Source organism: Sediminicola luteus (assembly GCF_040566555.1).
Lineage (GTDB): Bacteria > Bacteroidota > Bacteroidia > Flavobacteriales > Flavobacteriaceae > Sediminicola.
Genome location: NZ_JBEWYP010000002.1, coordinates 524,325 through 550,458, shown reverse-complemented (window position 1 = coordinate 550,458; position 26,134 = coordinate 524,325). Strand labels below are relative to the sequence as shown.

25 protein-coding genes are annotated in these 26,134 nt (G+C 39.4%); 16 read left to right on the top strand and 9 right to left on the bottom strand.

The window, feature by feature from the left end:
* Window positions 1–66: 66 nt before the first annotated feature.
* The 4 genes from aspS to ABXZ32_RS06070 all read left to right on the top strand — a co-directional run bounded on the left by aspS (window position 67) and on the right by ABXZ32_RS06070 (window position 4,210).
* Window positions 67–1,821, top strand: coding sequence for an aspartate--tRNA ligase (gene aspS / locus ABXZ32_RS06085; protein ID WP_354617779.1), 1,755 nt, complete (start codon window positions 67–69; stop codon window positions 1,819–1,821).
* 59 nt (window positions 1,822–1,880) lie between these two features.
* Window positions 1,881–3,665 (top strand): chloride channel protein, encoded by a 1,785-nt coding sequence (locus ABXZ32_RS06080; RefSeq protein WP_354617778.1) that lies wholly within the window; start codon window positions 1,881–1,883, stop codon window positions 3,663–3,665.
* A gap of 8 nt (window positions 3,666–3,673) precedes the next feature.
* Window positions 3,674–3,931, top strand: coding sequence for a hypothetical protein (locus ABXZ32_RS06075; protein WP_354617777.1), 258 nt, complete (start codon window positions 3,674–3,676; stop codon window positions 3,929–3,931).
* 84 nt (window positions 3,932–4,015) lie between these two features.
* Window positions 4,016–4,210 carry a cold-shock protein gene (locus ABXZ32_RS06070; RefSeq protein WP_354617776.1) on the top strand — a complete coding sequence of 65 codons (195 nt, stop codon included), beginning with the start codon at window positions 4,016–4,018 and terminating at the stop codon, window positions 4,208–4,210.
* An 81-nt stretch (window positions 4,211–4,291) separates the two neighbouring features.
* Here ABXZ32_RS06070 and ABXZ32_RS06065 read toward each other — a convergent pair whose 3' ends face one another.
* Window positions 4,292–4,741, bottom strand: coding sequence for a nucleoside deaminase (locus ABXZ32_RS06065; protein ID WP_354617775.1), 450 nt, complete (start codon window positions 4,739–4,741; stop codon window positions 4,292–4,294).
* Window positions 4,742–4,816: 75 nt separating this feature from the next.
* On the opposite strand from ABXZ32_RS06065, the gene ABXZ32_RS06060 reads away from it, so the two are divergent.
* The gene (locus tag ABXZ32_RS06060; RefSeq protein WP_354617774.1) at window positions 4,817–6,580 is read left to right on the top strand and encodes a 1-deoxy-D-xylulose-5-phosphate synthase; all 1,764 of its coding nucleotides are present in this window, start codon (window positions 4,817–4,819) and stop codon (window positions 6,578–6,580) included.
* Window positions 6,567–7,706 carry a DUF3078 domain-containing protein gene (locus ABXZ32_RS06055; RefSeq protein ID WP_354617773.1) on the top strand — a complete coding sequence of 380 codons (1,140 nt, stop codon included), beginning with the start codon at window positions 6,567–6,569 and terminating at the stop codon, window positions 7,704–7,706. The genes ABXZ32_RS06060 and ABXZ32_RS06055 overlap by 14 nt, the downstream gene beginning before the upstream one ends.
* Here the strand turns inward: ABXZ32_RS06055 and dgt are convergent.
* Complete coding sequence (dgt, locus tag ABXZ32_RS06050) at window positions 7,703–9,049, bottom strand: dGTP triphosphohydrolase (protein ID WP_354617772.1); 1,347 nt, start codon at window positions 9,047–9,049, stop codon at window positions 7,703–7,705. The genes ABXZ32_RS06055 and dgt overlap by 4 nt on opposite strands.
* A gap of 372 nt (window positions 9,050–9,421) precedes the next feature.
* On the opposite strand from dgt, the gene ABXZ32_RS06045 reads away from it, so the two are divergent.
* The 8 genes from ABXZ32_RS06045 to ABXZ32_RS06010 all read left to right on the top strand — a co-directional run bounded on the left by ABXZ32_RS06045 (window position 9,422) and on the right by ABXZ32_RS06010 (window position 18,071).
* Window positions 9,422–10,627 (top strand): porin, encoded by a 1,206-nt coding sequence (locus ABXZ32_RS06045; protein WP_354617771.1) that lies wholly within the window; start codon window positions 9,422–9,424, stop codon window positions 10,625–10,627.
* 111 nt (window positions 10,628–10,738) lie between these two features.
* On the top strand, window positions 10,739–11,683 hold the full coding sequence (locus ABXZ32_RS06040; protein WP_354617770.1) for a PstS family phosphate ABC transporter substrate-binding protein: 945 nt from the start codon (window positions 10,739–10,741) through the stop codon (window positions 11,681–11,683).
* A gap of 70 nt (window positions 11,684–11,753) precedes the next feature.
* Complete coding sequence (gene pstC, locus ABXZ32_RS06035; RefSeq protein ID WP_354617769.1) at window positions 11,754–12,632, top strand: phosphate ABC transporter permease subunit PstC; 879 nt, start codon at window positions 11,754–11,756, stop codon at window positions 12,630–12,632.
* A complete protein-coding gene (gene pstA / locus ABXZ32_RS06030; protein ID WP_354617768.1) occupies window positions 12,625–13,479 on the top strand; it encodes a phosphate ABC transporter permease PstA in 855 nt (284 codons plus the stop codon). The genes pstC and pstA overlap by 8 nt, the downstream gene beginning before the upstream one ends.
* A gap of 26 nt (window positions 13,480–13,505) precedes the next feature.
* Window positions 13,506–14,297 (top strand): phosphate ABC transporter ATP-binding protein PstB, encoded by a 792-nt coding sequence (gene pstB / locus ABXZ32_RS06025; RefSeq protein ID WP_354617817.1) that lies wholly within the window; start codon window positions 13,506–13,508, stop codon window positions 14,295–14,297.
* An 11-nt stretch (window positions 14,298–14,308) separates the two neighbouring features.
* Window positions 14,309–14,971 (top strand): phosphate signaling complex protein PhoU, encoded by a 663-nt coding sequence (phoU, locus tag ABXZ32_RS06020; protein ID WP_354617767.1) that lies wholly within the window; start codon window positions 14,309–14,311, stop codon window positions 14,969–14,971.
* Between the two features lie 127 nt (window positions 14,972–15,098).
* The gene (locus tag ABXZ32_RS06015) at window positions 15,099–17,372 is read left to right on the top strand and encodes an inorganic phosphate transporter (RefSeq protein ID WP_354617766.1); all 2,274 of its coding nucleotides are present in this window, start codon (window positions 15,099–15,101) and stop codon (window positions 17,370–17,372) included.
* A gap of 192 nt (window positions 17,373–17,564) precedes the next feature.
* Entirely contained in the window at window positions 17,565–18,071 is a 507-nt protein-coding gene (locus tag ABXZ32_RS06010; protein ID WP_354617765.1) for a nicotinate-nucleotide adenylyltransferase, read from the top strand.
* A gap of 72 nt (window positions 18,072–18,143) precedes the next feature.
* Here ABXZ32_RS06010 and ABXZ32_RS06005 read toward each other — a convergent pair whose 3' ends face one another.
* Window positions 18,144–20,642 carry a zinc-dependent metalloprotease gene (locus ABXZ32_RS06005; protein WP_354617764.1) on the bottom strand — a complete coding sequence of 833 codons (2,499 nt, stop codon included), beginning with the start codon at window positions 20,640–20,642 and terminating at the stop codon, window positions 18,144–18,146.
* 180 nt (window positions 20,643–20,822) lie between these two features.
* Between ABXZ32_RS06005 and ABXZ32_RS06000 the strand changes: the two genes are divergently transcribed.
* Window positions 20,823–21,533, top strand: coding sequence for a DUF6503 family protein (locus ABXZ32_RS06000; protein ID WP_354617763.1), 711 nt, complete (start codon window positions 20,823–20,825; stop codon window positions 21,531–21,533).
* Between the two features lie 82 nt (window positions 21,534–21,615).
* Window positions 21,616–22,122, top strand: coding sequence for a nicotinate-nucleotide adenylyltransferase (locus ABXZ32_RS05995; protein WP_354617762.1), 507 nt, complete (start codon window positions 21,616–21,618; stop codon window positions 22,120–22,122).
* On the opposite strand, the gene nadD is transcribed toward ABXZ32_RS05995, so the two are convergent.
* From nadD to ABXZ32_RS05965, 6 genes are read right to left on the bottom strand one after another with little or no spacing between them, the layout of a single operon-like run.
* Complete coding sequence (nadD, locus tag ABXZ32_RS05990) at window positions 22,113–22,697, bottom strand: nicotinate (nicotinamide) nucleotide adenylyltransferase (RefSeq protein WP_354617761.1); 585 nt, start codon at window positions 22,695–22,697, stop codon at window positions 22,113–22,115. The two genes, ABXZ32_RS05995 and nadD, sit on opposite strands and share 10 nt — an antisense overlap.
* Before the next feature lie 21 nt (window positions 22,698–22,718).
* Window positions 22,719–23,303 carry a guanylate kinase gene (gmk, locus tag ABXZ32_RS05985; RefSeq protein ID WP_354617760.1) on the bottom strand — a complete coding sequence of 195 codons (585 nt, stop codon included), beginning with the start codon at window positions 23,301–23,303 and terminating at the stop codon, window positions 22,719–22,721.
* Complete coding sequence (locus ABXZ32_RS05980; RefSeq protein ID WP_354617759.1) at window positions 23,303–24,160, bottom strand: YicC/YloC family endoribonuclease; 858 nt, start codon at window positions 24,158–24,160, stop codon at window positions 23,303–23,305. The genes gmk and ABXZ32_RS05980 overlap by 1 nt, the downstream gene beginning before the upstream one ends.
* Window positions 24,161–24,205: 45 nt before the next feature.
* The gene (locus ABXZ32_RS05975; RefSeq protein ID WP_354617758.1) at window positions 24,206–24,511 is read right to left on the bottom strand and encodes an SdpI family protein; all 306 of its coding nucleotides are present in this window, start codon (window positions 24,509–24,511) and stop codon (window positions 24,206–24,208) included.
* 50 nt (window positions 24,512–24,561) lie between these two features.
* Window positions 24,562–25,374, bottom strand: a complete 813-nt coding sequence (locus ABXZ32_RS05970) for a 3-keto-disaccharide hydrolase (RefSeq protein ID WP_354617757.1) — start codon at window positions 25,372–25,374, stop codon at window positions 24,562–24,564.
* 1 nt (window position 25,375) lies between these two features.
* Window positions 25,376–26,134 carry a 3-keto-disaccharide hydrolase gene (locus ABXZ32_RS05965; RefSeq protein ID WP_354617756.1) on the bottom strand — a complete coding sequence of 253 codons (759 nt, stop codon included), beginning with the start codon at window positions 26,132–26,134 and terminating at the stop codon, window positions 25,376–25,378.

Sequence of the window (26,134 nt, the reverse complement as noted above, 5' to 3'; positions counted from 1 at the left end):
TACAATCTTAATGTTTCAGCTTAGCACGATACTTCTTACATTTGCCAATCAATTAAGCTATTACAAATGTATAGAAGTCAAACCTGTGGCCATTTAAGGTCTTCAGACATCAATAAAGAAGTAGTACTCTCTGGATGGGTTCAAAAAGTAAGGGATAAAGGATTTATGATTTGGGTCGATCTAAGGGATCGTTATGGTATTACCCAGTTAATATTTGATGAGGAGCGTACCTCCAAAGAAATTATGGAGCAAGCCAAATCCTTAGGAAGGGAATTTGTAATCCAAGTACAGGGTCAGGTTATAGAAAGATCATCCAAAAATCCGAATATGCCCACTGGGGATATCGAGATATTGGTCTCCAACCTAGTTATTTTAAACAAATCCCTGCTGCCACCATTTACCATTGAAGACCAGACAGACGGAGGTGAAGACATTCGCATGAAATACCGTTATCTGGATATCCGCAGGAATCCAGTCAAAAACAATCTTATTTTTAGGCATAAAGTGACCATGGAGGTAAGGAAATACTTATCTGACCAAGCCTTTATTGAAGTGGAAACCCCATATTTAATTAAATCCACCCCTGAAGGTGCTAGGGATTTTGTGGTGCCGAGCAGAATGAACGAAGGTCAGTTTTATGCCCTTCCCCAATCTCCCCAAACCTTTAAGCAATTGCTAATGGTAGGTGGAATGGACAAATATTTCCAGATCGTAAAATGTTTCAGGGACGAAGACCTTAGGGCGGACCGACAGCCTGAGTTTACCCAGATCGACTGTGAGATGGCGTTTGTGGAACAAGAGGATATATTAAATGTCTTCGAAGGGCTGACAAGACATCTTCTAAAAGAAATCAAAGGGATTGAAATTGGAGATTTCCCACGTATGACCTATGACGATGCGATGCAAAAATATGGGAACGACAAGCCGGATATACGATTTGGGATGGAGTTTGGTGAATTGAACTCCATCGCCCAACATAAGGATTTTGCCATATTCAATGATGCAGAACTTGTGGTAGGGATAGCAGTACCTGGAGGAGCGGCATACACAAGAAAAGAAATTGATGCCCTTGTAGACTGGGTAAGAAGGCCCCAAGTTGGAGCCAAAGGTATGGTCTATGCCAAATATAACGAGGATGGCAGTTTTAAATCTTCCGTTGATAAATTTTTCGATGAACAAGATCTTGCGCAATGGGCCGCGGCGACCAATGCCAAGCCAGGAGATCTTATCTGTGTACTTTCAGGAGATACTCTCAAGACAAGGACTCAGCTGAGCGCTTTACGTATGGAATTGGCGCAACGATTAGGATTGCGAAAAAAGGATGAATTCGCACCTTTATGGGTGATAGATTTTCCATTGTTGGAATTGGATGAGGAAACTGGACACTACCACGCCATGCACCACCCATTTACATCCCCGAAACCTGGTCAAATGGAATTGTTGGATAGCGATCCGGGCGCTGTCAAGGCCAACGCCTATGACTTGGTATTGAACGGAAACGAAATTGGAGGTGGATCTATTCGTATCCATGATAAGGAAACCCAAGCAACGATGTTCAAGCATTTGGGCTTCTCCGAAGAAGAGGCAAAGGCACAATTTGGCTTTTTGATGGATGCCTTCCAATACGGTGCCCCTCCCCATGGTGGACTAGCATTTGGATTGGATAGGTTGGTTGCCATTTTGGGCGGACAGGAAACAATCAGGGACTTTATAGCATTCCCGAAAAATAATAGCGGTCGGGATGTGATGATAGACGCCCCTGCATTTATTGATGATGCACAATTAAAAGAATTAAATCTTAAATTAGATATTCAATCATAACTAAGAAATCCCGTTGTAAAGCGGGATTTTTTTTAAATAATCATTAGGCACCCAAGGAAATGCCAATCCAAAAAAGGAACATCTTTACCCGCTTTTTAATTTGGAGATACAAACATATCTCCAATAAAACCTTTGTACACATCCTCAGTGTCATAGTTGGTTTTTTAGCTGGTTTGGCTGCGGTCACCCTAAAGAACACCACCTATTTTATTGAAGCCTTTTTGGAACAGGGAATTATTTTTTCCAACAACCAATTGTACTTCATTCTACCGGTAATAGGGCTCTTTTTAGTTTTTCTTTATGTGAAATTTGTTTTAAAAAAACCCTTGGAGCATGCTGTTTCGTCCATTTTGTTTACACTTTCCAAAAGAAAGGGGCTAATTAAACCCATTCAAATTTACACTCCATTGATAACCGCTCCTTTAACTGTAGGGTTTGGGGGTTCGGTAGGATTGTTGGGTCCAGCAGTAGCATCAGGAGCAGCAATAAGTTCCAATCTGGGAAAACTATTTCACATTAATGCCAAAACGCGATCATTATTGATTGCGTGTGCCTCAGCAGGAGCTATTGCCTCCATTTTTCAATCCCCAATTGCTGCCATCATTTTTGCCGTGGAAGTATTTAGTTTGGACCTTACAATGCTCTCGTTGCTGCCTTTGTTGTTGGCCTCTATTTCTGGAGTCCTAACATCTTATTTCTTTTTGGGCAATGAGGTTCTTTTTAATTTTACCATTACGGACAAGTTTGAAATAAAAGACACCTTTTTCTTTGTTTTGCTTGGAGTTGGAACGGCATTCGCCTCCATCTATTTCACCAAAATGTATTTTTCTATCCTTACCTTTTTTAAAAGGTTCAAGAGTCCCAAATACAAATTATTGGTCGGTGGTATTACCATAGGAATCATGCTTTATTTTATCCCGCCCTTATACGGGGAAGGGTTTGGCTTGATCAACAATCTTTTGGAGGGCGACCATTTAAAAGCCTTGGGGAAAACACCCTTCGATCAATATACAAGTAACATATGGGTTGTAATTGCCCTTTTATTTGGAATCACTATTTTTAAAGCGATTGCAATGACAACTACCATTGCAGCGGGTGGATCGGGTGGAATCTTTATTCCCACCATGGTCATGGGCAGCGCCTTGGGAAATGTAGTTGCCAAGGTCATCAATAATTCAGGATTGGGTCTGGTGGTTTCCGAAAGTAATTTCACCCTAATAGGTATGGCCGGACTCATAGCAGGGGTTTTGCATGCACCCCTAACAGCTATATTTTTAATTGCTGAGATTACCGGGGGATATGAGCTTTTTGTTCCCCTTATGATTACCTCCTCCATTTCCTATCTAATCACCAAAAATGCAATCGACCATTCTATTTATACCAAAGAATTGGCGCAACAAGGTGCTTTGATCACCCACAACAAGGATCAAACGGTCCTTACCCTTATGCATTTAGACGACGTGATAGAACAAAATTTCAAGACGGTGACCTCAACAATGACCCTTGGGGAAATGCTGCACAAATCGGTATCAAAATCAACACGGAATATTTTCCCTGTTATTGACGAAGAAGACCGTTTGGTGGGGATTATCCTTTTGGATGATATTCGGGAAATTATGTTCGATAGTTCGCTTTATGATACCACGGAGGTAGGTTCTATAATGCACAGCGCTCCGGAATACATCTTTTACGAAAAAGATACCATGCAGGAGGTAATGAAAAAATTTCAGGACAGTGGAGCTTGGAACCTTCCGGTCATTAAGGATGGAAAATACCACGGTTTTATATCCAAGTCAAAACTATTGACCGCTTATAGGAGAAAATTGATCAATTTTACAAAATAACAATCGTCATGAAAATTAAGTACATCATCATCGTTATACTACTAGCTTCCTTGGGCAGTATTATATATGGCTTTACTATTATGGAGTCGAATCCAGTGATTGCCAACAAGTATATTGGTTTCGGAACCGTGGGTATATTTCTGATCGCTATGCCCCTTTTCCTGATAAAAGAGAGTAAGGGCAAGAAAGTAAAAGATTATATGTTGACTGAAGAAAACATTAGAAAGATGCAAGGAAAAAAAGAGGAAAAGCCTGATAATCAATAATTTTGCTTTCTATTTTTCAAACTTTCTCCAAAAAAACATAACTTAGTAGTTCAAACTATTTGTTTATTTTTAATCTTTTATTGAATGACTGGAACTGTTAAATTTTTCAATGTTTCCAAAGGCTACGGATTCATTACCAATGACGACACCGGACAAGACATTTTTGTTCACGCGACAGGATTGAACGGAGTTGAGTTAAACGAAGGCGACAAAGTAGAATACCAAGAAGAAGAAGGCAGAAAAGGAGTGGTTGCAGGACAAGTGCAAGTAATTGGATAGCATATTTTATTTTGATTAGAAACAAAGAAGCCTTCCAAATGGAGGGCTTCTTTTATTTTTAAACTCAAGTCATTTTTCCTGTCAATTGAGGTTTCTTCTCTGGATGAAGAACTTTTTTAAAAGGTCGGACGCTTCATTCTCCATTAGCCCTCCCCTGATTTTAGTTTTGGGGTGAAGGGTAGATCCCATGACACCGCATCCTCTTTCAATATCGGTTGCCCCGTACACTATGTTGCTGATTTGACTCCAGTATAAAGCCCCAGCGCACATTTGACAAGGCTCCAGAGTCACATAAAGCGTACAATTGTGTAAATATTTACCTCCCAAGAAGTTGGCAGCGGAGGTTATAGCCTGCATTTCTGCGTGTGCCGTAACATCATTTAACTGTTCTGTTAAATTATGGGCACGGGCAATAATCCTATTTTCTATTACAATTATGGCTCCTACAGGAACCTCACCCTTCACAAAGGCAGATTCAGCCTCTTGTAGGGCTCTTTTCATAAAATAGGCATCGTCCATTTCTAAATCCATACCCTCAAAATTACAATTTTAACCCATTATCTACCTCTATCAAAAAATGAATTTAATGTACATTTGCCTGAAGCCATGAAACATCTAGAAAAAATAACCTTTCCTGCAGATCTTAGACAGCTAAAAACTGCAGATCTGCCCCAGCTTGCAAAAGAAATAAGGGCATTTATTATTGATATTGTTGCCGCCAAGGAAGGACATTTGGGCGCCAGCCTAGGGGTTGTGGAACTTACCATTGCCCTTCATTATGTGTACAACACTCCAATAGATAAATTAATTTGGGATGTAGGCCATCAGGCATATGTGCACAAAATACTTACAGGAAGAAAAAATCTATTTGAAACCAACCGTCAAATGGGTGGTATCAGTGGCTTTCCCAATCGCAGTGAAAGCGAATACGATGATTTTGGAACTGGACATAGCTCTACTTCCATATCCGCTATTTTAGGAATGGCCTTGGCATCAAAAATTAAAGGAAATAATGAGAGGCAACATATTGCGGTGATTGGAGATGCATCCATCGCGAGCGGCATGGCATTTGAAGGATTGAACCATGCAGGGGTCACAGACACAAATGTCCTGATAATACTAAATGATAATGCCATTGGTATAGATCCCAGCGTTGGTGCACTAAAAAAATACTTGACCAACGTAAAAAAGGGTACCGCCAAAGAAGAAAATATTTTTGAATGCCTGAATTTTGCTTATTCCGGACCTATAGATGGTCATGATATACCTGTTTTAATAGCAGAGCTGGAGCGCTTAAAAACAGTTAAAGGTCCTAAATTACTACATATTATTACGACCAAGGGCAAAGGACTCCTCCAAGCCGAAACCGATCAAGTAACGTATCATGCCCCAGGGAAATTTGATAAATTAACAGGGGACCTAATTCCAAAACCGACGCGGGAAGGACCTCCTAAATATCAAGATGTTTTTGGATACAGCATTGTGGAGCTGGCACTGAACAATAAGAATATTATAGGCATTACCCCTGCTATGCCAACTGGAAGCTCCCTTAAATACATGATGGAACAAATCCCTGAAAGGGCGTTTGATGTAGGTATTGCTGAGCAACATGCAGTTACAATGGCAGCTGGGATGGCTATTGAGGGATTGGTGCCTTTTTGCAATATTTATTCCACCTTTTTACAACGCGCCTATGATCAGGTCATACATGATGTGGCCCTGCAGAAATTGCCCGTGATATTCTGTTTGGACAGGGCAGGATTGGTAGGACAAGATGGTGCCACCCACCACGGAGTCTACGATATCGCCTATCTGAGATGTATCCCAAATATGATCATCTTTGCGCCAATGAACGAGGTAGAACTCAGAAATATAATGTTTACCGCCCAATTAGGTTTAGAAGGGCCCATAGCTATCCGCTACCCTAGGGGAAGAGGGGTGTCACTAAATTGGCAGCAACCTTTTCAAAAAATAACCATAGGAACCGCCGTAGAATTACAAAAAGGCACAAAAATTGCGGTGCTTTCGCTCGGACATATAGGAAACAGTGTTAGCGAACTACTAAAGGACTTTGATAGTTCCAAAAAGATAGGGCATTACAATATTCGTTTTGTAAAACCCTTGGATGAAAAGATGTTGGAAATGATCCTTAAAGAGTACGAACACATAATTACCATTGAGGATGGTTCCAAAATTGGTGGAATGGGAAGTGCCGTGCTGGAATTTGCAAACCGGTTAGGGTCCAATAAAAAGATAAAAATATTTGGTATAGATGATACCTTTATAGAACACGGCACTGTGGAAGAGCTACAGGCCATGTGCCACATAGATGTATTATCGCTTAAAAATTATATAAATGAGCTTTATTGAGTACCCTTTTAGGGAAGGCAGAGGATGGACTCTTATCCTTTTGCTCTTCTTAAATTTTTCTGCAATTACCGCACAAGATACTATTCCCACAAGACAACCCATAGATACTACGGCCGTAGATACCATAACGGTAGATACCATTGTGATCCGTGCCGTACAGTCCAAAATCAGGAATATTCCCCGTAGTGTAAACCTGACCAACCCCATTGTCTCCTTTAAAAAAACAAAAGCAAGGACCAAGGAATTCAATCAGTTTAAAGTGCCTTCCTTCTGGCAAAATGAAAACATCCTCAAAATCAATTTCAACGAAGTCGCCTTTGTGAACTGGAAGGCCGGGGGTGATAATTCTATTGCCGCAGCCGGGAACCTAAAATTTATAAAGAATTATAAATTCAGGTACATTCAATGGGATAATGACCTGGAATTCAGATACGGTCTCAACGCCCAAGAGGGTCGCAAGGTTAGGAAAACCGAAGATCTTATACGACTTAGCTCTACCTTTGGCTATAGAAGGGACACCCTTAGCAATTGGTATTATTCCGTAAAGGCCAATTTTAACACCCAATTTTCAAATGGGTACAAATACCCGGACAGATCTACCCCTGTTTCTAGATTTATGGCCCCGGGATATCTGTTTTTAGGAGCAGGAACCTCCTTTATCCCAGAGGGAAAGAAATTCAATCTTTATATTTCGCCCATCACCCAAAAAATAACCTATGTTCAAGATCAGAACTTAGCAAATCAAGGAGCCTTTGGAGTTAAAAAAGCCGTCTTCGACGAGGAGGGAAATATCATCACCCCAGGTAAAAATGTTTTCATGGAATTTGGTTTTCTCATTACCAATACCTGGCAAAATCAAATATTTGAAAATGTCTTTTTGGACCATAGGGTAAACCTCTATACCGATTATCTAAAAAGGTTCGGAAACATAGATGTGGATTGGGAGCTCAACATAAAACTTGTGGTCAATAAATACATCCAAACCAATATAGGTACCCAGCTTATCTATGATGATGATGTCACATTTGATGAGATACAGAACGAGGATGGCGTTATAATAGACTCTGGGGGACCCAGAATCCAATTTAAACAAATATTAGGGGTAGGTGTGGCCTATACCTTTTAAAGTTGCCTTCCCATTATTTTATTATGGATATGTACCGCGGCACCATCGGACAGACTGGCTACATAACAACAAGTGTTCAATAAGATTTGATAAATAGAAAGATCTTCTGTACGCTGGTAAAAAGCAGGTAAAGTCTTCACCACTAAACTATCGTAATTTGAAGCCTGCCCTTCGATTTTCTTAACCAAAGCACTTGTATATACGTCTAATATATCCGAAATAATACGATACCCCGCTATTTCTTTTTCTATCACCTCTTGTGATTGATATACTTTTTCAACACTTAGTTGGATAATATCCGAAATCTGTGCCTTGTATTTGCTTTTATCCAATAATGATACCCCAAACGTACCATCAAGAATAGCTTCTTCATTTTCCACAAAAACATCGATCACATCACTGATTAAGGTACTGATCGCCAAAGCACGTAAATAGCTTAGTCGATCTTCCATGTATACCATTTCGTTGTACTTTTTGGTGTTGATGGTATCCTTTACTAATTTGATCAAATATTCCAGGGCAAAATCTTCTGGGATCAATCCCAGGTTTATCCCATCTTCAAAATCAATAATCGTATAACAAATATCATCTGCCGCTTCTACCAGATAAGTTAGAGGGTGCCTGGAGAACGAAGTTTCCTTGCCTTGTCTTGTTTGATTTAACCCAAGTTCTTTGGCCACTTCTTCAAAGAAATGACGCTCAGTTTGGAAAAACCCAAACTTCTTGTCTGCAATATGTGCGGTTGGTTTTTTTGGTAATGACTCCTTTGGGTATTTCATAAAGGCCCCTAGGGTGGCAAAGCTCAGTCGTAATCCACCTTGAACACCTTCCCTTGTTTCCGTCAATAGTTTCAATCCATTGGCGTTACCCTCAAAATCGATAATATCCTGATATTCCTTTTCGGTCAATTTTGAACGGTATTGCTGTCCGTTCCCAGTTTTAAAATATTCCCCTATAGCCTTTTCTCCGCTATGACCAAATGGTGGGTTACCAATATCATGGGCCAGTGCAGCTGCGGCAACAATGGCACCAAAATCATTAAAATGATACCCATGTACCTCCTTTAAATAGGGATGTTTCTCCAATATTTTTTTTCCGGCAATCCTTCCCAAACTCCTTCCTACTACGGAAACCTCCAAACTATGGGTAAGCCTGGTGTGTACAAAGTCGGTTTTTGACAGAGGGATCACCTGCGTTTTATCCTGAAGGCTCCTAAAGGCAGCCGAAAAGATAATCCTATCATAATCTACCTCAAATCCCAAACGGGTCTCATCTTGTTCTTTCCTTAATCTTTTGTGGGTATCACCCTGTCTTCTAAGGGATAGTAGCTGTTCCCAATTCATAGTGCAATATTTGAAGACGCAAGATACATTTTAAAGCATTTCCCAACCAAATAGCATCAAGCTAAAACCAATGTTAACATTTTTATTACTGCCACATACCCTAGGGTACGATTATAATCTTAATAATTCCTTAATCTAAAATTTACCTACTATTGGGAATTAAGTTGGACTTTAGTCCCGTCTATAGACACCTTCGAGATTTCATTACATATTAGTTTTTGTCAACTATTTTGAGAAATCCACAAGCTACCTCTGGCCAAGGTAGCTTTTTTTCTATTTTTTAGAATCCGGTAAGATGTTTTAAAGTTAATCTCCACTTAATATTAACTTAACATTGGGGTCGGTTATTTGCAGCGACAAAAACGAATAAAAATGAAATTAAGAATTCTTACGACAAGCTTATTCTTGTTTGCAATCACATCAAGTTTCTCACAGGTAACAGATGCACCTGCTTTTGGCAAAGGTCTGTTTAATTTAGTTGGAAAGGATAGTACCTTTACCATGAAAATTGCCACTAGGATGCAATTTTTAGGTGTTGCTTCATGGCAAAAAGAAGAGGGTGGTGGATTAATTAACCCTGAATCCAATTATTTGGTGCGTAGGTCCCGTTTAAAATTTGACGGTTTTGTTTACTCTCCCAAGTTAGAGTACAAATTAGAGTTGGGATTATCCAATAGGGATATGTCCGGAGGTTCAGAACTCACTAGTGGTTCCCCAAGATATATTATGGATGCGGTAGTGATGTGGAACTTTTACGAAAATTTTGAACTATGGGTAGGACAGACCAAACTTCCCGGTAACGTAGAACGTGTAGTTTCTTCTGCAAACCTACAATTGGTAGATCGTTCCCTTGTAAACAGCAGGTTTAATATAGACCGTGATATGGGTATCCAATTAAGACACAAAACAAACCTTTTTGGTGATGTAGTAATGCGTGAAAAATTTGCCATCTCACAGGGGGAAGGACGAAATGTAACAGGAGATAACTTAGGAGGCTATCAGTATACCTCACGTTTGGAATTATTGCCTTTCGGAGAATTTAAAGGTGACTACACCGGAGCTGATTTAGAGCGTGAAACTAGTCCAAAATTGATGCTAGCTGCTACTTATGACATCAACCAAGATGCGGTTAGAAACAGAAGTAACCAAGGTTCCTATATGGAAATTGACAATGGCACAGGTTTCTACGAGACCACTACCAAAACTTTGTTTGTGGATGCCATGTTCAAATACAACGGATTTTCATTCATGGGGGAATATGCACATAGGGATGCAAACGATCCATTGGCGAAAAATTCAGATGGAACCCTAACAGGTGACGAAGTACAGGTAGGTGACGGCCTGAACTTGCAAATGGGATACCTTCTAAAAAACGACTGGGAAGTATCCGGTCGTTACACTACCATCAAATTGGATGAAAACATCACAGGTAAATCTCCAGAGGATCAATACACCTTAGGATTATCCAAATATATTGTAGGCCATAAATTAAAAGTACAAACTGATATTAGTTACCTGAATGTTGACGGAGGAACGGATGAAGTTATGTACCGTTTACAATTGGATGTTCACTTTTAGTACCCAGCAAATTGACTTTCAGTTATTTGACCAAAATAATTCTTTACATTGAATTAACCTCTTGTATTTTTTAAATTAATAAATTTAGCAACTTTTAAAAGTATATTTCAAATGAAAAAACTTGTATGCTTACTATCCTTGGCCTTAACATTGGCTGCCTGCGGTGATAAAAAGGAAAAAAAAGACGGTGCCGCATTATTGTCCGGAACTATTAAAATAGATGGGTCCAGTACGGTATTTCCTATTACGGAAGCTGTTGCTGAAGAATTCAGAAGTGAACAACCAGATGTAAAGGTTACTATTGGTGTTTCAGGAACTGGTGGGGGTTTCAACAAATTTTCAAAAGGTGAAACAAACATTTCAAATGCATCCCGACCAATCAAAGACAAAGAAAAAGCCATTTGTGAAGAAAACAATATCAACTACATTGAGTTGGAAGTTGCATATGATGGTTTAGCTGTTTTAGTTCACCCAGAAAATACCTGGGTAGATAGTTTTACCGTAGAAGAGTTGAAGAAAATCTGGGAGCCTGCTGCACAAGGCACAATTATGAAGTGGAATCAGATCCGACCAGAATGGCCAAACGAAGAAATTCATTTATATGGTCCTGGAGTTGCTTCTGGTACTTATGACTACTTTACCGAAGCTGTTGTAGGAAAGAGTGGATCCAGTAGAGGTGATTTTACTGCCAGTGAAGACGACCATGTTTTGGTTCAAGGAATCGCCGGTGACAAATTCTCTTTAGGATTTTTTGGATTGGCCTATTATGAGGAAAATAAAGATAAGTTAACCCTTATTGGTGTAAACAACGGAACAGAAGTTGTTAAACCAACATTGGAAACAGTAAAAAATGGAACTTACTCCCCATTGTCAAGACCTTTGTTCATCTATGTAAACAGTACTTCTGTTAAATCTCCTGAAGTAGTGGAATTTGTGAACTACTATTTGGATAATGCAGGTGCTCTGGCAACTGATGTTGGTTATATTCCATTACCGGCAGACCTTTATGCAAAACAGAAAGAAAGTTTCAAAACCTTTGTAGAAGGCAACAAATAAACCATTAAGTTGGTTCCGAAAAATCAGGCCCTTTTAGGTGCCTGATTTTTCCTATTTAAATTTATCATACATGCGTAAGATTAAAGAACTTATAATTGAGAAATCGCTTCTAACAAGCGCCTTGATTACGATTGCCGTTACAGTTGGTATCATTTTGGTTCTTTCCATTGAAGCAGTACAGTTCTTTAGCGAGGTGTCTATCTTTGATTTTTTCACGGATACACAATGGACCCCTTTGTTTACTGAAAAGCACTTTGGGATCCTCCCCCTTCTCTCTGGAACCATGCTTACCTCATTTATAGCCATTGCAGTGGCATTGCCCATTGGTCTGACCATAAGCATCTACCTTAGTGAATATGCCCCTAGGAGTTTCAGAAAAACAGTAAAGCCCTTATTGGAACTTTTGGCCTCCATACCAACGGTGGTTTATGGATTTTTTGCCTTAATTGTGGTGACCCCGTTTTTACAGGGATTCATTCCCAATCTTGCGGGTTTCAACTCTCTTTCGGCTGGAATTGTTATGGGAATAATGATCATCCCCTATATCTCCTCAATCAGTGAAGATGCATTACATGCAGTACCGGCTTCCTTGAGAGAAGCATCATACGGCATGGGGGCAACAAAATTACAAACGGCATTTAAGGTAATCGTTCCTGCAGCATCATCTGGTATAATCGTTTCTATAATCCTGGCCGTTTCAAGGGCCATTGGGGAAACTATGATTGTTGCCATCGCCGCAGGTCAGCAACCTAGATTGACCTTTGATCCAACTGTTCCTGTTGAAACCATTACGGCCTATATTGTTCAGGTCAGCCTTGGAGATGTTCAACATGGTTCTTTGGAGTACAGAACCATTTTTGCTGCAGGTATCACCCTGTTTGTATTTACCTTTTTGTTAAATACACTGAGCTATAGAATTAGAAAAAAATATCAGGAGAAATATGAATAATATTCAGAAAAATAGGTGGAAAGACCAGGCTTTCAAGTATTGGGGTATCTTCTGTACGATAATCGGATTGGTATTGCTGGTGATTTTTATAGGGGATATCCTTATTGATGGCATACTTAGGATCGATTGGGGCTTTATCACAGACCTTCCTTCCAGAAAGGCAGAGAATTCTGGTATCTATACTGCCCTAATGGGGAGTATTTGGATCTTAGTTTTAACTACTATCATAGCCTTTCCAATTGGGGTGGCTGCCGGGATATATCTGGAAGAATATGCCAAAAACAACAAGCTAGCAGGTCTTTTAGAAATTAATATTTCCAACTTGGCCGGTGTACCTTCCATAATATATGGTCTTTTGGGCCTAGAGGTATTTGTGCGAATCATGAACCTAGGAGCCAGTGTATTGGCAGGAAGTTTAACACTATCCCTCTTAATACTACCCATTGTAATCGTAGCTACCAGAGAAGCCATTAAGGCGGTCCCAAAATCCATTAAAGACGCTTCCTATGCATTGGGAGCTTCCAAATGGCAAACTATATGGCACCAGATCTTACCAGCTTCGGGAGGTGGTATCCTCACAGGGGTGATCCTGGCACTATCCAGAGCTGTCGGGGAAACAGCACCACTCATCGTGGTTGGGGCCTTGGCATATGTGCCCTTTGCCCCCAGTAGTCCGATGGATGAGTTTTCTGTAATGCCAATTCAAATATTCAACTGGATATCAAGACCTCAATCCGGATTTATAGAAAATGCCGCTGCGGCTATCATCATATTATTGGGCATCACATTTATCATGAACGGTATTGCGGTGTACTTTAGAAATAAATGGCAGAAGAAATGGAAATAAGAATGGACAATCCTATAAAAGAGAATATGGTACTAGATAGCGTTATAGACCCGTCTTTAAAAAAGATACCTAAGATAGAAGCCAAGGGAATTAAAGTGTGGTATGATGAATTCAATGCTATCAAAGGCATTGACATGACCATCAAGCCAAATACGGTTACCGCATTTATTGGCCCATCGGGCTGTGGAAAATCAACATTTCTTCGTTTGTTCAATAGAATGAACGATTATGTGGATGGTTTTAGCATGGAAGGTAAAATTAAGATCAACGGCAGTAACATTTACAAGAAAAATGTAAATGTGGAGGAGCTGCGAAAGGAAGTGGGCATGGTATTTCAAAAACCGAACCCCTTCCCAAAATCTATTTTCGACAACGTAGCCTATGGTTTAAGGATACAGGGCATCACCGACAAGAAATTTATACAAGAGCGCGTTGTTTCCTCTTTGCAGCAAGTTGGACTTTGGGAAGAGGTCAAGGATGATTTAAAAAAATCCGGTCTGGCGCTTTCCGGTGGACAGCAACAAAGACTTTGTATTGCACGAACATTGGCAGTAGAGCCATCCATCATTTTAATGGATGAGCCTACCTCTGCCCTTGATCCAATTTCGACAGCAAAAATTGAAGAGCTAATTTTTCAGTTAAAGGAAAAATACACGATTATCATTGTAACCCATAACATGCAACAAGCTGGTAGGATCAGTGATTACACTGCTTTTTTCTATCTTGGTGAACTTATTGAGTACAATAAGACAAAGAACATTTTTACTAACCCAGAAAAACAACAAACCGAAAACTACATTACAGGTAGGTTCGGATAAAACATAGTAATATGGCAAATGCTATTTACCAAAGGGAAATCATAAACCAGTCAGGCTCCAAAATGCTATCGCTGTGTAGAAGTCAACTTGAAAAAGCCAAGGTTGCATTTAGGGAGCACGACAGTGATTTGGCCGAAGAGGTCATCAATACAGAGAACAGGGTGAATGCCCTAGATCTAAAAATAGAAGAGGATTGTGAAAAATTCTTGGCCCTGTACAATCCGGTGGCCATCGACTTGAGGTTCATTATGGCCGTGAGAAAAATCAATTTTGATTTGGAAAGAATCGCTGATCACGCCTATAGTATCTCCAAGTATGTGGTAGACCTTGATGAGCCTATTGAGCCCCATCTTTTCGAAAAATTACAGTTTGAAAAAATGTATACCACCATTTCCACCATGTTCGATCATATTACCGCCGCCTATGAGGAGAAAGACGTAAAAGCGGCTAGAAAAGTCTTTAAAAAAGACAAGATTTTGGATCAAATTAATAGGGAGTCCTTTTCTATTATTGAAGAAGAGATCAGGAAGGACAGCAAAGTGATCAGGCAGTCCTTGATTTTGTTCTCAGTAGTCAAAAAACTGGAACGTGTAGGTGATTTGATGAAAAATATTGCAGAAGAAGTGATTTTTTATATCGACGCCGAAGTACTAAAACACAAAAGAAAAAAATAAATTTTTAACTCAATCCCTACTCCAACCACCAATGGACTAGGGATTTTGGGTAAATATTTAATGTTTTAATATTATACATTGTTAAGTTTTAAGTAGGTTTGCAAGGTTCGCTTATAACACATTAATTATGGATAATATTTACTTGTTAATGATCATCGCACTTGCCTTTTTGGCTGTTGCCGATTTGGTGGTAGGTGTCAGTAACGATGCAGTGAATTTCTTGAATTCTGCTATAGGATCAAAAGCCATATCCTTTAGGACCATCATGATCGTTGCCAGTTTGGGAATTGCCATCGGAGCAATCTTCTCCAGTGGGATGATGGAAGTTGCGAGAAAGGGTATATTTAATCCAAGTGAATTTATGTTCAGTGAGATCATGATCATCTTTATGGCCGTGATGATCACCGACATTCTCTTGCTGGATTTCTTTAATACCGTGGGCATGCCCACCTCCACGACCGTTTCCATTGTATTTGAGCTTTTGGGTGCTGCAGTTGCCATGGCATTTATAAAGGTAGCCGCGGATACAGGGAACTATATGGACGTGTACACCCATATCAACACCTCTAAAGCAACGGAAATTATCGTAGGGATATTGTTATCTGTTGTCATTGCTTTTTCCATAGGTGCCATAGTACAGTATTTATCCAGATTGTTGCTGTCCTTTGATTTTAGAAAAAAAGCAAAATGGACCGTTGCCCTTTTTGGGGGTATCGCTTTAACGGCAATTATCTATTTTATATTGATAAAAGGTCTAAAAGGAGCCACTTTTGTGAGTGAAGATCTTTTAACATTTATTAAGAACAATACCATACTTATCATTTTGGGAAGCCTTGTACTTTGGACCATGGTCTCCTATTTAATTACGGTAATTTTAAAATTTGATGTCTATAAACTAATCATAATCGTAGGTACGTTTGCCCTTGCCCTAGCATTTGCCGGGAATGATCTAGTGAATTTCATTGGAGTCCCTATTGCTGCATGGCAGTCTTTTGAAGCTTGGCAAGCCTCGGGAGTACCTGCCACGGAATTTAGCATGGAGGTTCTTGCAGAAAAAGTTCCTACCCCTACCTTCTTGCTCTTTGGTGCAGGAATGGTTATGGTCTTGACCCTTTGGTTTTCGAAAAAGGCTCGTTACGTGACCCAAACTGAAATCAACCTTTCCCGTGAAGGGGAATCCAAGGAACGTTTTCAGCCCAACTTTCTTTCAAGAGGAATTGTTAGGGCCGCTATGTTGACTTCTCAATTTTCAAATTCATTATTACCTAAATCCCTTCAGAAAAGGATAGACGCTAATTTTGAAAAACCGGTCATTGCCCTTTCCAAGGACAAAACTTTCGAAATGCCGGCATTTGATATGGTCCGTGCCGCTGTAAACCTTATGGTTGCAGGGGTCTTGATCTCCATCGCCACATCCTACAAATTACCATTATCAACTACCTATGTTACCTTTATGGTAGCCATGGGTTCTTCTTTGGCTGATAGGGCTTGGGGAGCGGAAAGTGCCGTATATAGAGTAGCTGGGGTTTTGAATGTTATTGGAGGATGGTTCTTTACCGCTTTTATCGCATTTATATCTGCTGCGGTTATTGTATATCTTATCAATATCCACGTGCCTTCAATGGTAGCAATTCTTCTGTTGATCGCTATCTTCCTTTTGGTACGGAACTATATTTCCCATAGCCAGAAATCCAAGGAAATAAGGGCTGAGGACAGTCTTAGAAAAGCAGAGAGCAGTTCTATACAGGGCGTTATTGAGGAAAGTGCCAATAATATTGCCAATGTGGTTAAAAGAGGAAACAAAATTTACACCAATACGATCAACGGACTTGCAAAACAAGACCTGGAGCTCCTTAAAAAGAACAAAAAAGGGGTGAATAAGCTGTCTGCGGAAGTTGATGAATTAAGGGATCATATCTTTTACTTCATTAAAAACCTTGATGAGGCAAGTGTTGGCGCAAGTAACTTCTATATAAACATTTTGGGTTATTTACAGGATTTAGCGCAATCCTTGGAATACCTGACCAAAATTAGCCATAAGCATATTCATAATAACCACAAGAAATTAAAATACAATCAGTTAAAGGAGCTAAAAGAAATTGACATTAAACTCGATGAGCTTTTTAGCACCACCAAGCAAGTTTTTGATTCTCGTTCTTTTGAGCAAATAGGAGAGCTCCTATCAAGCAAACAAGAATTGTTGGATATGGTATCCCAAAAGATTGAAAAGCAAGTAGAGAGGACGCGTACGGAGGAATCCAGCCCTAAGAACACCACTTTATACTTTACCTTACTTTTGGAAACAAAAGACATTATTACAGCTACCACTAACTTATTGGAGTTGTATTATAAAGAGCATGACAGTTCGGTGATACCCGCTAAATTGGATACCAAACAATAGAATTAATTCAATTTCAATAAAGGTCTGGTGAAACAGTGTTTCACCAGACCTTTATTATTTAGACCTCTTCACTTTATTCAAGCATCAAACGGCCAAGTCTTTGTACATGACTCAGGTCATAGTAAAACAGGTTCATAAAAGATATTTTTGGGACATAATAAATTTTAACAAAAATCTATTAAAACACTTATTATGAAAAAAATATTATTTGGTTTATTTGTTTTTGGCCTCACCAGTCAAGGTTTTTCACAAATCATAAAAACTGAGCAGCTATCAGAAGTGGTGGTTACCGCAGTGAATTATAAATATCTAAATGCCACCACCAATGAGGAAGAAGCTCTCCCAGTAAAAATGTTGGAACGCAAGGCTGCGGCCTACAACATAAAGGAATCTGATCTATATAGTGATGAATATGACTATTATACCGTTTCCTTTTTTATTCCGGACGGGAAAATAGTTGCTGTATATAATTCAGACGGACAGATCACCAGGACCATTGAGAAGTTCAAAAATGTGAAACTTCCCGAAACCGTAGCCAAATCTGTAATGGACAGATTTCCCAAATGGACGGTTGAATCCGATGTATACTTAGTGAGCTACAAGGACGACAAAGGAGCCAAAAAAACCTATAAGTTGAAATTAAAGAATGGAGACGAACGTATGAGGGTGAAAATTGATGAAACTGGGACCTTCCTATAAATAGCACAATAATTAAATAGAATAGGGCCCAGCTTTTAAAGTTGGGCCCTAGCTTTTATCCCCTAAACTCGATTATTTTCCCGGTTCCAGCAGTTGATCTATTCTTGCAATGGCATCTTCATAATGATATCTGGTAATTGTATTGACAGAACTGTTTTTTGCAGCCTGTAATCTGCTCCTCAAGGTTTTGAGCTCCCCCCTTACCAACGTATGTACGTCTGAAGTACTTACATCAAAAACAAAGGTACTTTCGAAGTCAGAGCCATTATATCTTTTCTCTGGTCCATTATCCATCATCAAAAAGGCCATCCTATCCAAATAGGTGCGTTGCAGGTTTCTGCGGAAAATATCCACATTAGAGCCTCTTCCCATTTCACTCCACAATCCCGTCCTTAGATCTTTTAGCATGTCCAAAGCACTGTAATAACTCACTTCGGTAGTTTCGGCATCCAACATTCTCCCAATCCTATCAAAACTCAGTAGGCCGTTAATATGTCTTTCTTGAACTTTTCTGAGTCCTTCGAAATATCCAGCATGGTCTATGTTCAATAATATATCCTTATCAATCAGCCAAGTTGGGGTAGCAAATATGTTTAGTTGTAACCAGACCATGGATGACTTCTGCACTTCTGGTGATACATGCGTAAAAACATACCCTTCCTGATCTGGGGTTTTTAGATTTTCATAAACCCCTCCAATATTGGTGACCACATGTCCAACGTATCTACTATAAACACTCAACAACTCTTCATATAGCTCTTCTAGATCTCCATAATCATTGGTCTGATCCGACGTCCAACTTTTAAGGTTCTGTGCAACGAACTTTAAGTTGCTCAACCCGTAATCCCCTGCTATAATGGGATCATTCCCGATACTTTCTGTCTGTGATTGTGGATCAAATCGACTTGATTGTCTTCCAAACTTGTATTTTGGATCCAATTCGTGCTTGCGAATCCAGTGATTCAAGGTGTCTTTTTCCATTTCCTTGGTCGCGGCACTGGGAATTACCCTGTAACCCCAATTGGTGGCATAATGATCGTAAGGACCAATTTGACGAATGAACCTAATATTCTCATCCTCCGGTTGTGCCACATAATTATACCGCGCATAGTCCATTATACTAGCGGCAATACCATTTTCCTGTGTAAACGCCCCGTTTCGCAAAGAATCAACTGGATACGCATAACTTGCTGCCATATTGTGAGGAAAACCAAGAGCATGTCCCACTTCATGGGCAATTACCATACGCATCATCTCCCCTATTTCACTTTCTGGGGTATTTAATGTCCTAGCTGAAGGATTTGCCGCACCTGTTTCCAACAAATACCTGTTTCTATAACTCCTCAAATGATTATGGTACCAAATGATATCGCTTTCAATAATCTCTCCACTCCTAGGATCGGAAACGCTGGGACCGGTTGCATTTCTTGTAGTACTGGCCACATACCTTACAACAGAATAGCGCACATCCTCTGGACTGAATTCTGGGTCTTCCTCTGCAGTAGGGGCGTCCTTGGCCAAAATTGCATTTTTAAAGCCTGCTGTTTCAAAGGGTTTTTGCCACTCCTCTATTCCTTGTTTAATATACTCCCGCAAGTTTTCGGGCGTTCCTGGATCCAAATAATAAACAATAGGCTTAATGGGCTCTACCAATTCTCCATTGGCATATGCTACTGAATCTTTCGGCTCCAAGCGCCATCTTCTTATGTACGTTTTTTGGTCGGCCTTCAATTCCTTGCTTCCATAATCGTATTGACTAACGGTAAAGAAGCCTACTCTTGAATCATAGGTTCTAGGCCTCATAGGTTCTTTGGGTAGCAATATCATAGATTGGTTCATCTGCAAGCTGATAGATTCCATATCAGAAAATGATGGTGGTTCCGAGGCACTATAGGTGAGATCCTGCTTTACCTCTATGTTCTCGGGAAAACTTTTGATCCCATTGATAAAACTAAGGGAAGATTCCAGTTTCTTTACTTTGTACTCCTTTCGCAATCTTGCCGAAAGACCACTTATAGCCATCACATCTGTATTAAACAAAGGAGTCACATTAATAACAACGGCGGTGGAATCTGTATTAAAGGCTTTTATATCAAAAGCGAAAAGAGTGGGCTCGTAATTATTGACCACCACTGAATTATGAATAGCTTTGGTGCTGTCAGCGACGTTAGCATAGGACTTGACTTTGAGCAGTATTTTATTTTGAAAGCGCGTCCATTGTACCACTTGTTCGTTGGTCTTGGAACCCGCATTAAAGTAACCTCCTCCCAATCCTTGGGGCAGTTGGGAGATCCTACTCACCCATAACATTTCTTTTTTCAACTTATTGAAGGGTATTTCATAGAAATACTCCTCCTTAATTTTATGCACCGAAAAAAGACCAGTGTCCGTAATTGCATCTTTTGTGATGATTTCACTATAATTTTTGATACCATTTTTATCTTTTGATTTTGTGGCATCATTAAAATTTGTGGGAATTGATGAGTCTTCATTTTTTGATGGTCTTTGTCCATTCGCTGTTAATGACAGAAGAAACAAAGTCAACATTAGAAACGGTAATAATCTTTTCATGCGGGGGTAATTGTATTATCTTTCTCCTAATTTAAAACTATTCAAAAGCTATTCCCGACTTTTTAAGGAATATTAACAAAAAAAGTCAAACATTACGGCTATAATTCAGTCCCACATAAATCAAAAATATAGTCTGAGGTAAAAAATTCTTACCTTTTACATCTCTAAAACACCGCGACTATGTTGAGAATAATTTTCTTTCTTTTAATATCTTCCTTTCCTTTCTTGGGCCTATCACAAGGTTTAACTGGGAATCAGCTGTTACGAAATGCCATTGCCTATCATGATCCAAATAATAATTGGCCAACCTTTAACGGGGAGTTTATGGTGACCATGGAAACCCCAAAGAAAAGCGAAAGAAAAAGCAAGGTAAAGATCAACCTCCCAGAACAACTCTTTAGTTTAACTGTAAATCAAGAAGCAATTTCACTTGAATACATCTTAAAAGACCATGACTGTAAATTACGTTTAAATGGCAATACAGAATTTTCGGAGGCGCAACAAAAAACATTTAATCTCAATTGTGAGAGAGCAGTGATGATGAAAAATTATTACACTTATCTATATGGCCTCCCCATGAAATTAAAAGATCCGGGAACAATCATAGATCCCGAGGTAAATCGCAAAATATTTAAAAACAAAGAGTATTTGGTTCTTAAAGTCAACTATACAGAAGACGTTGGAGGAGATACATGGTATTTCTATTTTGACCCGACAACCTATGCCATGGAGATCTATCAATTTTTTCATGATGAATCTAAAAATGATGGCGAATACATTCTTTTAACGGGGGAAGAAACCATACAAAATATTAAGATGCCAAAAACAAGGGCCTGGTATTACAACAAGGACAATACCTACCTTGGAACAGATATTCTATCCAAGAATTAAAGGATTATCCTTGTCTATAAACTGATATTTCTCATAACTTTTGTCACGGTATAAGGTTACTTTTAAACACTAAAAAATGCACATGAAAACTGCAATCACCTTGCTTATTGCCATTATCCTGACAAGCAATTTATGGGCACAAGATCCTAAAACCGAGGAACTATCGGAGGTTGTTGTAACTGCTGTCAACTATAAATATTTAAGTAGTATTGATTCTAAAGTGACACCTACCCCGGTTAAATTACTAGAGCGCAAAGTTGCGAGTTATGAGATAAAAAAGGAGGATATCTTTGAAGATGAATATCCATTTTACACTGTTTCCTTTTACATTCCCGAGGGTAAGATTGTAGCCGTTTATGACGAAGAAGGCAAAATTCTAAGGACTATAGAAAGGTTTAAAAACCTGGATCTTCCAGAAGTTGTATTGCAATCCCTTGAGAAAAAATATCCTGGTTGGAAAATCGTTGACGATGTATACCTGATAGACTATAACCATCAGAAAGGGGTAAATAGAACCTTTAAAATTAAATTACAAAAAAGAAAAAAGACCCTTAAGGTTAAATTGGACGAAAAAGGTAACTATCTATAAAAATTCATTTCGTCCAAATACTTCCAAACATTTTCAGGCAATAGAGGTCTGATATTTTTACCTGCTTTATGTTGTTTTCGAATGAAAGTGGATGAAATTTCCATTATTGGTGCATCGATATGGATAATTTTGGGATGCCCTTTAAAACTATGGTCCGTTTCCCCTTCGGAAATTCTGGGATATACATAAATTTTATGATGTTCCAAGATAGCCTCGTAGTTTTTCCATTTATGCAGTCCCTTAAGATTGTCTTCTCCCATCATTAAAGAAAACTCATAATCTGCCCCATACTTTTCGGTCAAATGAAACAACGTATTTACCGTATAATTTGGTTGGGGAAGCTCAAATTCTATTTTACTTGGGCGTAATTTTGGATAATCTTTTGTGGCCTCATAGACCATTTCGTACCTGTGATTGTTATCCAATAGGGTCTTCTTTTTCTTAAAAGGGCTATGGGGCGTGATCACCAACCAAACCTCATCCAGATCCGAAAATTCTGCCATGTGGTTGGCAATCACCAAGTGGCCAATATGAATTGGATTAAACGTACCAAAATAAAGACCTACCTTTTTCATTTGTAATAATTAGTCTTGCCCCTACTTTTCTTGTTTTACCCCAACAAAGTCGGCAACAAGGTCATAGGCTTCTTTTAGAGCAATATCCAATTCGTAATTCTTGATGATCTTGTCAAATTGTGGAGCAGTAGCGAGTTCAACAGAAGCTTTGGCTATACGCATGTTGATCTTATCATCACTTTCAGTACTGCGCTTTTTAAGTCTTATTTTTAATTCGTCGACACTAGGTGGCTTTACAAATACAGCCAATGTATTTTCTGGAAATTTTTTCTTTATTCTTAGTCCACCTACAACATCAATATCAAATATGACATTTTTACCCAAGGCCCATAATCTTTCTACTTCACTTTTAAGGGTGCCGTAAAAATTATCCCTGTAAACCTCTTCCCATTCTAAAAATTCATCGTTCTTGATATGGTTTTTAAAATCGGATATGGACATAAAATAATAATGTTCCCCATGCTTTTCCTTTCCCCTACGTGGTCTTGAGGTAGCTGAAACAGAAAAGGCCAAGTTTAATTCTGGTTGCTCTAATAGATATTTGGTAATTGTAGTTTTTCCACTTCCGGACGGTGCCGAAAAAATAATAAGTTTTCCTCCCTCCATTACAGTACGTTTAACATTTGCTCTTTAATTTTTTCCAACTCATCCTTCATTTGCACTACTAGTTGTTGCATTGGGGCATAATTGGCCTTAGAGCCAATAGTGTTTATTTCCCTACCAATTTCCTGACTAATAAAGCCAAGTTTTTTACCATTGGAATCATCAGATTTAAGTGCTGTTGCAAAGTAATCCAAGTGATTGGCCAAGCGTACTTTCTCTTCGGTAATATCGTATTTCTCTAGATAATAGATCAATTCCTGTTCAAATCTGTTTGAATCCAAATCAGTTTTCAGATCGGCAACAGCCTTTTCCAAACGGTCCCTGACCATAGAGAGTCGGTCTGTGTCCATGGCCGTAACCTCGTCCAATAAACGGTTCAGGGTAGCAATTCTTTCCAAGAAGTCCTTTTCTAAAACATGGCCTTCCTCTGATCTAAAGATGTTGATCTCCTTCAACGCATTTTTAAGTGCCTCTAAGATGGCCTCATATTCCATTTCATCTATATCATCCCTCTCTGTCTTTAAAGCATCAGGTAGGCGTACCGCCATTTCCAATAATTTAACATCATCACCTTCCGCAATTGCCCTAAGCTGATTCATATAGCTTTTCACAACCACTTCATTTATAACAGAAGACGTTTCATCACCAGTGGACTCCATATACAATCCGAAATCTACCTTCCCTCTTTCCAAAGAACTGGCAATTATTTTTCTCAGATCCAATTCCTTCTCCCTATAAGTTGAAGGGATACGGGCATTTAAATCGAGACTTTTACTGTTCAATGATTTTATTTCAATGGTAATTTTCTTTGAAGGAAGTTGAACTACGTACTTCCCAAACCCTGTCATGGATTGGATCATAAAATGATTTTAAATTTTTGCAAAGGTAATTAAAATTCAGTTTTTCTATTTTGGGTTGCAATTTTTATCGAAATACCTATTGATCTTGGTCTCGCACCAGTACATCCCCACTCCAATTCCAATAATGAAAATAATAAAAGAGGCAACAATTCCTGTGGATTCAGGCAACACAAAATAACATAGGACACTCAGCGCCAGGGAAATTAATCCAACCCTTTTAAACATCTGCGCCCCTATCTTGTTCGCAAAATCCCAAATCTGTTGGTTGGCCATGCTCCGCCTGGTCCGATACCCGTAAAACCAATTTATTTTCTTGGGTGGTCGCAACTGCCAATAATAACCAAATGCCACCAGTAAAATTGGAGAGATGCAAATGGATATTAAGTCCTCCCAGAGCAAAACTAAAGCTCCCTAACCCATATGTTTCTAAAACTAACCCTACTGTTGTCTCCGTGATCTTGAAGCTTTATAGGTCCCTTTCCGTGGGCTTCGTTCTTAGGCCAACCTATGTATGGGGTAGTTCCTTTTATTTCTACGTGATCTTGTATTAAAACACCATTGTGCATGACCGTAATGGTGCCCGATTGAATTTTCTTACCCTTTTCATTAAAGACAGGTTCATGATAGATAATATCATAGGTGTTCCACTCCCCTGAAGGAACCGAAGCTTTCGCCAAGGGCACATGTTGTTTGTATATGGATCCTACTTGGCCGTTGACGTATGTATCATTATCGTTGTTGTCCAATATTTGAACTTCATAAATCCCTTGAAGGAAAACGCCACTATTGGCCCTATTTTGACCTTCCCTTTGCACTTCTGCTGGAGATTTCCATTCAAGATGTAATTGTACACTCCCAAAGTTCTGCTTCGTTTGTATATCGCCCGTTTGATCCTTTACCGTCATGCTTCCATCTTTGTTCAAAATCCATGCCGCCGCAGTACTATCCTTCGCACTCACCCATTGGTCCAGGTTGCTCCCATCAAATAGGACAACAGCGTCACTCGGAGCTCCGTTCTGACCAAAAGGCTTCACCGTAGGGGGCACAGGTTCATAAATTTCAGTTTCCTCTGGTTTTGTGGGCTCTACTCCAGTATACTCTTCATATATTATTTCTTGGGGTGAACTGTCCGTTTCTTCCAATGGGGCCACTTCTACTTTTTCCTTACAAGAAAATAGGGTTAGGGCCAAAACTGCGGTAAGAAGGTATTTCATTTTATAGTTGTTTAATTTTTATGTTCTTATAGGAAACCATGTCCCCATGATCCTGTAAACCAATTTTTCCGGTTTTATATTTTCCAAAATGCTCCCAATCCGCAAATTTGGATTTAGCGACCATGGCGCTCCATTCAGGATCATTTACTGGAAAGGTGACTATTGTCATTCCGTTTAGCTCCACGCTCCCTTCATTGGTTTTATGGTTCACTGTCAACACACAGGTATTCCACTCCCCGGCAGGTTTAGCCATTTCGTGATTGGGCGCCACCATATCATATAGGGCACCTGCTTGATGCGTAGTTCCTGCTTTTGCATCAGGATGCCTCTCATTATCCAAAACTTGGATCTCTGGTCCGGATTGATAAGCTTCTGGCAAACTTGGATCTTCTTTAACCCCCCAGAAAATGCCACTATTCCCGCCTTCTGAAATTTTCCAGTCTACTGAGAGCACAAAATCTGTGAATTCCTTGTCGGTAACCAGATTGTAACTCGCTCCTTTCGCACGGTCTTTTGGCGGGTAAAACACCATGGCACCTTCCTCCAATTTCCATTCTTGGGGCATATCTTCTTTTAGATAGCCATGCCAACCTTCAAAAGAAGTGCCGTCAAAAAGCACCATCCATTCATCTTGATCATTGGCTTCCATTTGTGTCTCTGCCATAGTATCTGCGTTCATTTCTTCATTGGATTCTTTGGCTTTCTCCTTGCAGCCAAATATCATTAGGGCCATTAGGCCTGTAAAAAGTAGTTGTTTCAT

Coding starts and splice junctions, on each gene's coding strand:
- ABXZ32_RS06010 (WP_354617765.1), top strand. CDS start 17,565: ATGAAAAAAATATTATTTGGTTTATTTGTTTTTGGCCTCACCAGTCAA.
- nadD (WP_354617761.1), bottom strand. CDS start 22,697: ATGAAAAAGGTAGGTCTTTATTTTGGTACGTTTAATCCAATTCATATT.
- ABXZ32_RS06065 (WP_354617775.1), bottom strand. CDS start 4,741: ATGGATTTAGAAATGGACGATGCCTATTTTATGAAAAGAGCCCTACAA.
- ABXZ32_RS06075 (WP_354617777.1), top strand. CDS start 3,674: ATGAAAATTAAGTACATCATCATCGTTATACTACTAGCTTCCTTGGGC.
- gmk (WP_354617760.1), bottom strand. CDS start 23,303: ATGGAGGGAGGAAAACTTATTATTTTTTCGGCACCGTCCGGAAGTGGA.
- ABXZ32_RS06015 (WP_354617766.1), top strand. CDS start 15,099: ATGGATAATATTTACTTGTTAATGATCATCGCACTTGCCTTTTTGGCT.
- ABXZ32_RS06005 (WP_354617764.1), bottom strand. CDS start 20,642: ATGAAAAGATTATTACCGTTTCTAATGTTGACTTTGTTTCTTCTGTCA.
- dgt (WP_354617772.1), bottom strand. CDS start 9,049: ATGAATTGGGAACAGCTACTATCCCTTAGAAGACAGGGTGATACCCAC.
- ABXZ32_RS06055 (WP_354617773.1), top strand. CDS start 6,567: ATGAGCTTTATTGAGTACCCTTTTAGGGAAGGCAGAGGATGGACTCTT.
- ABXZ32_RS06080 (WP_354617778.1), top strand. CDS start 1,881: ATGCCAATCCAAAAAAGGAACATCTTTACCCGCTTTTTAATTTGGAGA.
- pstA (WP_354617768.1), top strand. CDS start 12,625: ATGAATAATATTCAGAAAAATAGGTGGAAAGACCAGGCTTTCAAGTAT.
- ABXZ32_RS06000 (WP_354617763.1), top strand. CDS start 20,823: ATGTTGAGAATAATTTTCTTTCTTTTAATATCTTCCTTTCCTTTCTTG.
- ABXZ32_RS06040 (WP_354617770.1), top strand. CDS start 10,739: ATGAAAAAACTTGTATGCTTACTATCCTTGGCCTTAACATTGGCTGCC.
- ABXZ32_RS06045 (WP_354617771.1), top strand. CDS start 9,422: ATGAAATTAAGAATTCTTACGACAAGCTTATTCTTGTTTGCAATCACA.
- ABXZ32_RS05970 (WP_354617757.1), bottom strand. CDS start 25,374: ATGAAATACCTTCTTACCGCAGTTTTGGCCCTAACCCTATTTTCTTGT.
- ABXZ32_RS05965 (WP_354617756.1), bottom strand. CDS start 26,134: ATGAAACAACTACTTTTTACAGGCCTAATGGCCCTAATGATATTTGGC.
- aspS (WP_354617779.1), top strand. CDS start 67: ATGTATAGAAGTCAAACCTGTGGCCATTTAAGGTCTTCAGACATCAAT.
- ABXZ32_RS05980 (WP_354617759.1), bottom strand. CDS start 24,160: ATGATCCAATCCATGACAGGGTTTGGGAAGTACGTAGTTCAACTTCCT.
- phoU (WP_354617767.1), top strand. CDS start 14,309: ATGGCAAATGCTATTTACCAAAGGGAAATCATAAACCAGTCAGGCTCC.
- ABXZ32_RS06070 (WP_354617776.1), top strand. CDS start 4,016: ATGACTGGAACTGTTAAATTTTTCAATGTTTCCAAAGGCTACGGATTC.
- ABXZ32_RS05995 (WP_354617762.1), top strand. CDS start 21,616: ATGAAAACTGCAATCACCTTGCTTATTGCCATTATCCTGACAAGCAAT.
- pstC (WP_354617769.1), top strand. CDS start 11,754: ATGCGTAAGATTAAAGAACTTATAATTGAGAAATCGCTTCTAACAAGC.
- pstB (WP_354617817.1), top strand. CDS start 13,506: ATGGTACTAGATAGCGTTATAGACCCGTCTTTAAAAAAGATACCTAAG.
- ABXZ32_RS06060 (WP_354617774.1), top strand. CDS start 4,817: ATGAAACATCTAGAAAAAATAACCTTTCCTGCAGATCTTAGACAGCTA.